This is a genomic window from Rahnella perminowiae (assembly GCF_019049755.1).
Lineage (GTDB): Bacteria > Pseudomonadota > Gammaproteobacteria > Enterobacterales > Enterobacteriaceae > Rahnella > Rahnella perminowiae.
In genome coordinates, this window is record NZ_JAFMOS010000478.1 from 1 (window position 1) to 11758 (window position 11758).

12 protein-coding genes are annotated in these 11758 nt (G+C 51.3%); 4 read left to right on the forward strand and 8 right to left on the reverse strand.

What is annotated here, in order from left to right; genetic code table 11:
* Positions 1-39: 39 nt before the first annotated feature.
* The 8 genes from J1785_RS09020 to J1785_RS09055 form a co-directional block, all read right to left on the reverse strand.
* Entirely contained in the window at positions 40-324 is a 285-nt protein-coding gene (locus tag J1785_RS09020) for a YqjK-like family protein (protein WP_129991992.1), read from the reverse strand.
* Positions 321-728, reverse strand: coding sequence for a phage holin family protein (locus J1785_RS09025; protein ID WP_129954692.1), 408 nt, complete (start codon positions 726-728; stop codon positions 321-323). The genes J1785_RS09020 and J1785_RS09025 overlap by 4 nt, the downstream gene beginning before the upstream one ends.
* Before the next feature lie 2 nt (positions 729-730).
* A complete protein-coding gene (locus tag J1785_RS09030) occupies positions 731-1033 on the reverse strand; it encodes an ElaB/YgaM/YqjD family protein (RefSeq protein ID WP_129954691.1) in 303 nt (100 codons plus the stop codon).
* Positions 1034-1180: 147 nt separating this feature from the next.
* Entirely contained in the window at positions 1181-1558 is a 378-nt protein-coding gene (locus tag J1785_RS09035) for a DUF1090 domain-containing protein (protein WP_129954690.1), read from the reverse strand.
* 132 nt (positions 1559-1690) lie between these two features.
* A complete protein-coding gene (gene mzrA / locus J1785_RS09040) occupies positions 1691-2074 on the reverse strand; it encodes an EnvZ/OmpR regulon moderator MzrA (RefSeq protein ID WP_129991993.1) in 384 nt (127 codons plus the stop codon).
* Positions 2074-2754, reverse strand: coding sequence for a DedA family protein (locus J1785_RS09045; protein ID WP_129954688.1), 681 nt, complete (start codon positions 2752-2754; stop codon positions 2074-2076). Before J1785_RS09045 ends, mzrA begins: the two co-directional genes overlap by 1 nt.
* Positions 2755-3136: 382 nt before the next feature.
* Complete coding sequence (gene exuR, locus J1785_RS09050) at positions 3137-3913, reverse strand: transcriptional regulator ExuR (RefSeq protein ID WP_129954687.1); 777 nt, start codon at positions 3911-3913, stop codon at positions 3137-3139.
* 189 nt (positions 3914-4102) lie between these two features.
* A complete protein-coding gene (locus J1785_RS09055; protein WP_129954686.1) occupies positions 4103-5395 on the reverse strand; it encodes an MFS transporter in 1293 nt (430 codons plus the stop codon).
* Between the two features lie 969 nt (positions 5396-6364).
* Here J1785_RS09055 and uxaC point away from each other — a divergent pair.
* From uxaC to J1785_RS09075, 4 genes are all read left to right on the forward strand, one after another.
* Entirely contained in the window at positions 6365-7777 is a 1413-nt protein-coding gene (uxaC, locus tag J1785_RS09060) for a glucuronate isomerase (RefSeq protein ID WP_217219260.1), read from the forward strand.
* A gap of 157 nt (positions 7778-7934) precedes the next feature.
* The gene (locus J1785_RS09065) at positions 7935-9386 is read left to right on the forward strand and encodes a tagaturonate reductase (protein ID WP_217138185.1); all 1452 of its coding nucleotides are present in this window, start codon (positions 7935-7937) and stop codon (positions 9384-9386) included.
* Between the two features lie 10 nt (positions 9387-9396).
* A complete protein-coding gene (locus tag J1785_RS09070) occupies positions 9397-10887 on the forward strand; it encodes a UxaA family hydrolase (RefSeq protein ID WP_129954683.1) in 1491 nt (496 codons plus the stop codon).
* Positions 10888-10983: 96 nt separating this feature from the next.
* Positions 10984-11538: a YgjV family protein gene (locus tag J1785_RS09075; protein WP_129954682.1), complete on the forward strand. Its 555-nt coding sequence runs from the start codon at positions 10984-10986 to the stop codon at positions 11536-11538.
* Positions 11539-11758 lie beyond the last annotated feature (220 nt).

The window sequence follows — 11758 nt, forward strand, 5'->3', positions numbered from 1 at the left end:
GGTTTGCCCATCAGCCCGTTTTGCTTGCGGAGGTTGAGACTATTTGTTGCCGAGGGTTTTACGGAACAATTTTACGGTGCCCCAGATGCCGAAAGCGCGCCGTGACCAGCGAACCACTGCGCTGGGGTGGCGAATACCGTAAACGGCCAGCAGGCTGGAGCCGACAACCAGATATTTACGCATATCCACGAGTTTTACCCAATAGTGATCCACTTTCGCGGTGGCATCCAGCCAGTCTGAACCGGCCTGAGAAAGCTCGCTGCGCTGACGCTCAATTTTGCGCATCAACCTGACTTTTTCGATAGCACGGTTCGGGATACTCATAGCTCGTCATCCTTTTCCAGCAGGGCACGATCGATGTCCAGTTGTTTACGGGTGAGGCTAAGCAGGGTTGAACGTTTGGCTTTCGCCAGCGTCATCGCACCCAGGATCACCGCCAGAAGCAGCAACACGCCGGTCGTCGTTGCTATCGCCGTAAGGCGATAGGCCGGGTCAATGGCCCAGAATAAAACCACCAGCAAACTCATCAGACCAAAGGCGGTAAATATCAGGGTAATGCCAGCCATGAGCAGCAATTGGAAAATATTGGCCTTTTCCTCTTCCAGCTCAACCACGGCCAGCCGGACACGTGTTTCAACAATGCTTACCACCACGGTAGCAATGCGTGAAACGATGTCAAATAACCCTTTTCCCGGCCCTTGTGGCGCAGGTTTGATTGGTTCAGCCATAATCAGCGGCGGGCTAACAGAACGCCAATCACAACACCGACCGCGGCACCAATACCGACGCCCGTCCAGGGTTTTTCACGCACATAATCGTCAGCTTTGCCGGCAATTTCTTTGGTCTGATAGGCAATTTTATCACCTGTGTCACTCAGACGCTCACGGGTATCTTTGAGCAGGGATTCTGCTTTACCACGCAGTTTATCGAGTTCAGCTTTCGGCTTGTCGGTAGAGGTCTGGAGAACTTCTTCCAGGGTGTCCGCCAATGACTTGAGTTCAGCGCGCAGTTGTTCTGATGTATTACTAGCCATGTGTAAGTCACTCCATACGTTAACTGATTCGAACTTTTAACATAGCGGATATTCGGGTGATCGCAAATGCGAATCATCTGTTTCAAAAGGCAAGATCACTGAAAATCCGCTGTGGCATGGGATAAAATCTGTCAGGCTGAAAAGCGATTAATGGCCTTCCGCTTCTTTGAGTTCTGACGTCGCTTCTTCCAGTTTTTGCTGTTTCCTGAGGATTTTTTCGTGATCGCCTTTGGCCAGAGCCTCTTTCAGCTCCTGCTCACGTTCGGCAACTTTTTCACGTTTTTCATCAACACGTTTTTGGTTTTCAGCTTTCAGACCTGCATCGGTGCAATGCGCTTTATTTTCACGTAATGCTTTCTCCAGACCGTCAATGCGGTTCTGGTTGTTATGCGCACGGGCTTCGCCGATTTGTTTCTGGATTTCCTGTTGTTTGGTTACACAACTTTCCGGCTGAGGTGCGGCAAAAGCGGCTGTGGTGAACAGCAATGCAGGAACAAGCGTGAGGGCAGATAGCGTGATTTTCATCGTCAGGTTTCCTTTTGACGTTTAAGTGAGTGTGGCACTTAATTCCATTAATGATTTTTTTCTGAATGTGTAGCGTCTAAATCATATCACCGCTGAATAGGCGGTGATATGAGACAAATCCTGCGCGTTTTCTTATCCAAATTTGATGCGGTCAAGATCCCGTTTAGCCACCCAGGTTTTATCATGCGGAGGTTCGTAGTACCGGATGATGAATCCGGCTGGCAAAATGTCCTGTAATACGGTTTCGGCCATTTTGCGTTGTGAGGCGGTGTCCAGTTGCACCACCAAAGCATCATCCAGTGGCGTAATGCTTTTAATATGGATACCGTGCTGGCTTAGCCCCTGGTATACATAAAAACCGTCAGGTAAGGAGATGCCCGCTCTGGCGGGGCGGATTTGCAGCGCGCCGGCCGGTGCCGGCAGACGTGATACTGCCAGCCCGATCATAGCGGCGGCGGCCAGCAGTATGAGCAGCACAGGCCAGATAAATGAACGTTTGAACAATCTGCGCTTCATTATGCGTTCTTGCCTTTGTTCTGTCGGTCTGCATGTTTTTTGCGCCACAACACGACAATCGAACCGACCAGGCCACCGACCAGCAGCAGGACAGGGAGCAGCATCAGGCAGTTCATCACCTGATCTTCGTACTTCAGGAACAGCGGGGTTTTACCGAGGAAATACCCCAGCGAGGTCAGGATCAGGATCCACAACAACCCGCTGGCCCAGTTGAAAAACTGGAAACGGCTGTTGCTCAGGCCTGACAGCCCGGCAATGGTTGGCAGCAGTGTACGTACAAAGGCCAGAAAACGCCCGACTAACAAGGCGGAAAGACCGTGTTTATGGAAAAGTGCGTGCGCACGTTCATGATAATGCACAGGTAAATGGGCCAGCCAGCTTTGTACTATTCGGGTGTTGCCCAGCCATTTTCCCTGAGCGTAACTCAGCCAGCAACCGAGGCTGGCCGCACTGGTCAGCAGGAAAATGGTGAGGGGGAAATTCATGGCATCTTTGGCGATCAACACGCCCACCAGGATCAGCAGGCTGTCGCCCGGCAAAAAAGCCGCAGGCAACAAACCGTTTTCCAGAAAAATAATCATGAATAAAATCAGGTACAACGCCCAGACTAATTGCGGATTAGCCAGAGTTTTATAATCTTGCTGCCAGAGGGCATCGATAAGCGAACTGATAATTTCCATCGGTGTAGTAAAACTCCATCATTTTCAGTGGGTCAGCGAAAGACATCAGCGGAGAATTCGTCTCGACGCTGCCTGTTTTACTGATAAGGTCGCCTTTTCCCTGGCGGGCTTCTGGTCATGAGTTCTTCGGGGATTTACGCGTCCCGGCGCCTGTTTAACCGGGCCTGAACGGGTAAAAAAAGTGGTCTAACTGTAACAAAATAACAATAACTCAGACAGGTAAATATAGCGTGTTGAGACCGATCATTTAAGTCTGAAGCACATTATGGAAAAGGGTTTTACATTGACTGACACTACTCGACAGTGCCTGACAGGATTGACGGGGAGAAAGCAGAAGCTGGAAAAAGGCAGGTTGGGGGAATTAACCTGCCTTAAGGGGAATTTATTTAGTATTCAGTAACGGCGGATCGAGATGAACAACCGGGTTTTCTGAATAAAGATAACGGTCTACGTTGAACTCGAAATCATCGCTGGTGGCGCGGAAAAGCATTTGTTTGGTATTTTCCAGATGCTGCCACATCGCCAGTTTGGCGGCGTGCGGATCACGGCGGATCAAGGCTTTCAAAATCAGATCATGTTCTTCACACCAGCTCTCAATAGACTTCTCATCGATGTGCTCATGCAGTTTGCGCCAGTACGGGTTATGCAAACGCTGGCTCCACATCTTTTCCACGATAGTCGCCAGGGCATTATTCTGTGTGGCCTGTGCCACCTGCACGTGGAATTTTAAATCCCATTCGGAATCGCGGAAGCGGTCTTCCTGGCGCGCATGCTCCTGAATCTCCATCAAACGCATGATGTCTTGCTTTGTGACCTGCGTGGCGGCGAATTCAGCGATGTTACTTTCAATCAACTGACGTGCCTGTAACAGCTCAAACGGACCGGCGGTACCAAACTCGCTGCCACAATCGGTCACCACAAGGTGGCGCTGTTGATTGGACATCACATGAATTCCCGACCCTTTACGGACTTCTACATAACCTTCAACTTCCAGCATGATAATCGCTTCACGCACGACCGTGCGGCTGACATCCATTTCATCGGAAATCAGACGTTCGGCGGGCAGCTTCTCGCCAACCGGATATAAGCCTGTTTCGATGCGTTCCTTGAGCGTGGCAGCCAGTTGTTGATAGAGGCGTCTGGTGTCTGTGGATTCCATATGAGTGCTCTTTAAAGTAGTGAAACCTGTAAGAAGTGAGTGTCGGACAGACCTGTAAATTTATTATACCAGTGCCAGTATACGTTTTACGAAAGGTTGATGCACCGTACATTGGACAGAAAGGCACCGCAGAAAGGGCAGAAAAAGCAAAGCCCGGTAAAGATACTTACCGGGCTGACAAACAAGAACTCAGGCTTTCGCGGTTTTCAGCGGAGCCGGGACAGGTTCTACAGCAGAACGGTTCTGCAAGACTGTCCAGATGATGATGGCACCAAGCAGGTCGAAGACAGCAAGGGCCGCAAACAGCGGGCTGAAACCGATGGTATCGGCCAGCGCACCGACCACCAGAGCAAACATGGTGCTTGCCATCCAGGCTGCCATCCCGGTCAGACCGTTGGCGGTAGCCACTTCGTTACGACCGAACACGTCAGAAGACAGAGTGATCAGCGCACCGGACAGTGACTGGTGAGCAAAACCACCTACACACAATAAAGCGATAGCGGCGTAAGGGCTGGTGAACAGGCCAATCATGCCAGGGCCAATCATCAGAACCGCCCCCATGGTCACGACCAGCTTACGGGAAACGATCAGGTTAACTTTGAAGTACTTCTGGAATAACGGTGGCAGATAGCCGCCCAGGATACAACCGAGGTCTGCAAACAGCATCGGCATCCAGGCAAACATCGCGATTTCTTTCAGGTTAAAGCCATACACTTTGAACATAAACAGCGGGATCCAGGCATTGAACGTCCCCCAGGCAGGTTCCGCCAGGAAACGTGGCAGCGCGATGCCCCAGAACTGGCGGTTACGCAGGATCTGCCAGGCAGACATTTTCTTGCCGTTGTTGGTCTGATGCTGTGCTTCCTGACCTTCCAGAATGTAATTACGTTCCTCAGTGCTGAGTTTCTTCTGATCTTTAGGATGCTTGTAGAAGACCAGCCAGCTCAGCGCCCAGATCAGGCTCAGTGCACCGGTAATGATGAAGGCCAGTTGCCAGCTGTGCATCACGATACACCAGACGACCAGTGGCGGCGCAATCATCCCGCCGATTGATGAACCGACGTTGAAGTAACCTACGGCGATAGAACGCTCTTTGGCCGGGAACCATTCACTGCTGGCTTTCAGGCCGGCAGGGATCATCGCGGCTTCAGCCATACCGACGGCACCGCGGGCGATAGCCAGGCCACCCCAACTGCTCGCCAGCGCGGTCGCCATACAGAAGACTGCCCACATGATGGCGAACATGGCATAGCCTACTTTGGTGCCCATGACGTCGAGAACGTAACCGGCGACCGGCTGCATCAGGGTATAGCAGGCCGAATAGGCGGCGATGATGTATGAATATTGCTGTGTGGTGATGTTTAACTGGCTCATCAGCGTTGGCGCTGCGGCTGCAATGGCGTTACGTGTCAAATAACCTAATACAGTACCGCATGTCACCAGGGCGATCATGTACCAGCGTAACCCTTTAATCTTACCCATTTAACTCTCTCCCAGTAAATAATCCGGCGATGACAACATCAGGCTGTCAGGGCGCATTTCGCACCACCTGAACAAGCGTGGGGTTCTGGCTTCCTTAAAGTATTTTCGGGAACGTGGCCGCCAGATGATTTCACTGGGAGCTGCCCGTGTTATTACGCACTGCGTTATTGTTATCTGTGCGTAAGTGTCCGATGAACGTCCTGAACACCAGAATTACTGCTTCGCCAGGGATGACTGCACCCGGGAAGTGTTTTGCCCGGGCAACAGCGAAGGGACGTGGCAGGTAATCTCTGACGCTCTTGTCCGGGCGATGCAAAGATAACTTGTCATACATATTTAAAATTTGAATGACATCACAAAACCACATTTATATTGTGTGGTTACGTAAGTTTTTTAACTACAGACTTATTTACTTGATTTTACAATGAAAGTGGCCTTTAGCATGATCGGCTTCACACTTTTAGAACCATCAGTAACAATGACAATCTGATTATCGAAACGTAATTGGTGTAACAACTTTACGAAACGATCACATTTAAAACGCACAGTTAATGAACGGCCTTATTTGTTCATTTATGAGAGATAATCCGTACGACAAATGAGCATCCTTTCGCCGGAGCCTTACGCGATGGTGCTCCGCTGTGGCACGGGCGGGGGCAGGCTGAAGGGAAAGGTGTAATTAAAGAAACACCGAACTTTTATTACATTGGGCATCAATTAACTTGTCATACAGATTTAAAGTTTGAGTGACATCACAAAATGACACTCTGATTGTGAGGATAATAAGCACCAGTACCTGATGGCGATAAAGCCATTGTTTTACAGAGAATTAGTTTGTTTTTTTGGAATGAAATCAGGCGGTTTAGCGGCTTTTGTCCGTTAAAAAGTACTGGACGATAGCTTAAATTGGTGTGATAACTTCGCACCATTGAGTGATAACTCTACAGAATTGATGATGAGGAACTTAAGATGGCGCAGTTTTTAACGGAAGACTTCCTTCTCGACACTGAATTCGCACGTCGCCTGTATCATGACTACGCGAAAGATGAGCCCATTTTTGACTACCACTGCCATTTGCCGCCTGAGCTGATTGCGCAGGACTACAAATTCAAAAACCTGTATGACATTTGGCTGAAAGGCGATCACTACAAATGGCGCGCAATGCGTACCAACGGTGTGCCTGAACGTATGTGTACGGGTGATGCCAGCGACCGCGAAAAATTTGACGCCTGGGCGGCAACCGTTCCTCACACTATCGGTAACCCGCTTTATCACTGGACTCACCTTGAGCTGCGCCGTCCGTTTGGCATCACCGGTAAACTGCTTTCGCCGTCTACCGCAGGCGAAATCTGGGAACGTGGTAATGAATTGCTGGCGCAGGATGCATTTTCTGCCCGCGGCATTATGAAACAGATGAACGTGAAAATGGTCGGTACCACGGATGATCCTATCGATTCACTGGAACATCATAAAGCTGTCGCCCTGGATTCCGCTTTTGATATCAAAGTGCTGCCAAGCTGGCGCCCGGACAAAGCTTTCAACATCGAAGCGGCAACCTTTGTGGATTACATGAAGAAACTGGAAGCTGCCGCAGATGTGTCCATTACCCGTTTCAGCGATCTCCGCGATGCCCTGAAAAAACGTATGGATCACTTCGCGGCCCACGGTTGCAAAGTGTCAGACCATGCGCTGGATGTGGTGGTTTATGGTGAAGCGGATGACGCAACGCTGGATGGCATTCTGGTCCGTCGTCTGAGTGGTGAAACGCCAACTGCACAAGAAATTGCTCAGTTCAAAACCGGCGTTCTTCTGTACCTGGCGTCTGAATATCAACGTCGTGAATGGGTACAGCAATATCACATTGGCGCGCTGCGTAATAACAATACCCGTATGTTCCAGCTGATTGGCGCAGACGTCGGTTTTGACTCGATTAACGATCAGCCGCTGGCTGAGCCGTTGTCTAAATTACTGGGCGCACAAGGTCTGGCCGGTGGCCTGCCAAAAACTATCCTGTATTGCCTGAACCCGCGTGATAACGAAGTGATCGGCACCATGGTCGGTAACTTCCAGGGGGAAGGGATGCCGGGCAAAATGCAGTTCGGTTCCGGCTGGTGGTTTAACGACCAGAAAGACGGTATGCAACGTCAGATGACGCAGCTGGCTAACCTGGGCTTACTCAGCCGTTTCGTTGGCATGCTGACCGACAGCCGCAGTTTCCTGTCTTATACGCGTCATGAGTACTTCCGCCGCATTCTGTGCCAGATGATCGGTCGCTGGGTGGAAGATGGCGAAGCACCGGCAGACATCGAACTGCTGGGCAGCATGGTAAAAAACATCTGCTTCGATAATGCGAAACAGTATTTCCAGATTGAACTGAATTGATCTGCAGGAACTGAGCAGTACGACGGAGCGCAGGTTCCTGCGCTCCTGAAAATAAATACTTAAATAACAAACAATTATCCCAATAGACAACGACGGCCACGGGGCAATTTTCCCGCCCTCAAAGACCGGAGTCTGAGCAAATTAAGGTGAATGTGAGATGCAAAGGTTAAATCGCCGTGACTTCCCTGGCCGTCAACATCCGGACAAAATTATTCAGTTCGGTGAAGGTAATTTCCTGCGGGCGTTTGTCGACTGGCAAATCGACCTGCTGAACGAACATACCGATCTGGATGCCGGGATCGTAGTGGTTCGTCCGATTGACACCGACTTCCCGCCTTCACTCAGCACGCAGGATGGCCTGTATACCACCATCATCAGCGGCCTGAACGAACAAGGGCAAACGGTGCGTGATACCCGGATCATCCGCTCCGTTAACCGTGAAATTAATATCTACCATCAGTTTGATGAGTATCTGGCGCTGGCCCGCGATCCGAATATCCGCTTCGTGTTCTCTAACACCACTGAAGCGGGTATCAGCTATGTGGAAAGTGACCGTCTGGACGATACGCCTCCGGCCAGCTTCCCGGCCAAACTGACCCGGTTACTGTTCGAACGTTTCACACATTTCTCCGGTGCGGCTGATAAAGGCTGGGTTCTGCTGCCCTGTGAACTGATCGACTACAACGGTGAAGCATTGCAGGAACTGGTGCTGCGTTACGCACAACAGTGGGCGTTGCCAGCGGCATTTACTCAGTGGCTGGAAAGCAGCAACACCTTCTGTTCAACGCTGGTTGACCGCATCGTCACCGGTTATCCGCGCAGTGAAGTTGACAGCCTGCAGGAAGAACTGGGCTATCAGGACAGTTTCTTCGACAGCGCCGAACACTTCTATCTGTTCGTGATCCAGGGGCCAAAAAGTCTCGCTCAGGAACTGCGTCTGGACAAACTGCCGCTGAATATCCGCCTGGTTGACGACATCAAACCGTATAAAGAACGCAAAGTGGCGATCCTTAACGGCGCGCACACCGCACTGGTGCCTGTGGCCTTCCTGTCAGGGCTGAATACCGTGGGCGAATCGATGAATGATGCGCAAATCAGCCGCTTTGTCGAACTGGCGATCGCCGAGGAAATCTCTCCGGTGCTGGATTTGCCGCAGGATGAACTGACGTCCTTTGCTCAGGCGGTACTCAGCCGTTTCCGCAACCCGTTCATCCAGCATCAGTTGCTGTCGATTGCCCTGAACGGTATGACCAAATACCGCACCCGCATTCTGCCGCAACTGCTGGCGAGCCAGGAAAAGAATCAGCTCCTGCCGCCGCGCCTGACGTTTGCGCTGGCAGCATTGCTGGCGTTTTATCGTGGCGAACGTAACGGTGAAATTTATCCGCTGCAGGACGATGCACACTGGCTGAGCCGCTTCTCCGAACTTTGGGGCAACGTGCGCAACGGCAGCCTGCCGCTGGCCGGGCTGGTCGAGACCGTGCTGGCGGATGAAGAACACTGGGGACGTGATCTGAATACCGTGCCGGGTCTGACGGCAAAAGTGACCGAACAATTGCAGTCAATTGAAGACCGTGGCATGCGCGATGCGTTGGCGGCTTACAGCTAAGAGAGCAACTATGCAAAGTATCATTCAAATCCATACCGCTGATAACGTCGCCGTTGCTTTGCGCGATATCGACGCGGGTGAGCAGGTCGAAGCAGGCGGTTACACCGTGGTGTTGCCTCAGCCTGTTGCACGTGGTCATAAGTTTGCTCTGCGCCCGATTGCGGCGGGGGAAAACATCGTGAAATACGGTCTGCCGATCGGGCATGCGCTGACGGCGATTGAACCAGGTGTGCATATCCATTCGCAAAACGGCAAAACTAACCTGAGCGATCTGGACGAATATCAGTATCAGCCGGACTTCGCCAGCCTGCCGGAACAAATGGCGGATCGCGATGTGCAGATCTTTCGCCGCAAAAACGGACAGGTGGGGATCCGTAACGAACTGTGGCTGATCCCGACCGTCGGTTGCGTCAACGGTATCGCGCGTCAGATCCAGTCACGTTTCCTTAAAGAGACCAATGATGCGGAAGGCACCGATGGTGTTTACCTGTTCACGCATCCGTTTGGTTGTTCGCAACTGGGCGATGACCATGTGAACACCCGTACGATGCTGCAAAACATGGTACGCCATCCGAACGCCGGTGCGGTGCTGGTGATCGGCCTCGGTTGTGAAAACAATCAGGTGGACGTATTCCGTGAAACGCTGGGCGAAGTCGATGAAGAGCGCGTGCGTTTCATGACGCTGCAAAAATTTGACGACGAAGTGGAAGCGGGTCTGGAACGTCTGCGCGAACTGTATGCCGTAATGCGTGACGACAAACGTGTGCCCGGTAAACTCAGCGAACTGAAATTCGGGCTGGAATGTGGCGGCTCTGATGGCTTGTCGGGTATCACGGCTAACCCGCTGCTGGGGCGTTTCTCTGATTATGTGATCGCCAACGGTGGTACTTCCGTGCTGACAGAAGTGCCTGAAATGTTTGGCGCAGAACGGATCCTGATGAGCCGTTGCCGCGATGAAAGTACGTTTGAGAAAACCGTTCACATGGTGAACGATTTCAAACAATACTTCATCGAACATAATCAGCCGATTTATGAGAACCCGTCTCCGGGTAACAAAGCCGGGGGGATCACCACGCTGGAAGAAAAATCGCTGGGTTGTACCCAAAAAGCGGGCCAAAGCCCGGTGGTGGACGTACTCAAATACGGCGAACGCCTGACTATGCCTGGGCTGAATCTGCTAAGTGCGCCAGGCAACGACGCCGTCGCCACCAGTGCGCTGGCCGGTGCAGGCTGTCATATGGTGCTGTTCAGTACCGGACGCGGCACGCCTTACGGCGGCTTTGTGCCGACAGTGAAACTGGCCACCAACAGTGAACTGGCAGCAAAAAAACCGCACTGGATCGATTTTGATGCCGGACGCCTGATCCACGATGTCAGTATGGATCAGTTGCTGGGTGAATTTGTGGATCTGATCGTTGCGATCGCTGATGGCCGCAAAGCCAAAAACGAACTTAATGATTTCCGCGAATTAGCCATCTTTAAAAGCGGTGTCACATTGTAACAATTCAGTTTTCTCGTTAGAATGAAACGGCGTTTCAATTATGAAGCGCCGTTTGCTTTTGCAGCGTAAGCATTTCACGTATGAGACGCCTGACAAATGACGTATTACTGGTTTGCCCAGTCAGTGGGTGTTGTGGCCTTTATGGTTGGCATCACAATGTTTTTCAACCGCAGCGACCGCCGCTTTAAACAACAACTTTCTGCCTACAGCGCGATTATTGGCGTGCATTTTCTGATGATGGGGGCTGCCCCTGCAGGCATGAGCGCCTTACTCAATTCCCTGCGCACACTGATTTCCCTGCGTACCCGTAATCAGTGGATTATGGTGATTTTCATCGTTCTGACGCTGGTGCTCGGGCTAAGCCGTGCCCACCACTGGGTGGAACTCTTGCCCGTCGGCGCGACCGTGGTCAGTACCTGGGCACTGTTCCGTACCAGCGGACTGACAACCCGCTGCATTATGTGGTGCTCTACGTGTTGCTGGGTAGCGCACAACATCTGGCTTGGCTCGATTGGTGGCTCACTGATTGAAGGCAGTTTTCTGTTGATGAACGGATTTAACATCATCCGTTTCCGTCGCCTGCAACTGCGTGGTATCGACCCGTTTGAGGTCGAGAAGAAGATCGTTGAGAAGATGGATAAGCAGGGATAATCCCTGCTTTTTTATCCTTTATTCGTTTATCCTCTTTATTTTGAATCTGCTCACAGATTGCAATAATAATTCTCTTTTTCTCCCTGTATTGATTCTTCCGGCCTGTTTGCCTCGTTGACAACTTCCGGACGCAGGAGTAGTTTCCTTTTCTGTGGGAGCGGTCCCACGGAAAAGGAAGAATCATGGACGCTATTAAGGGATTACTGAAAGACATATATGC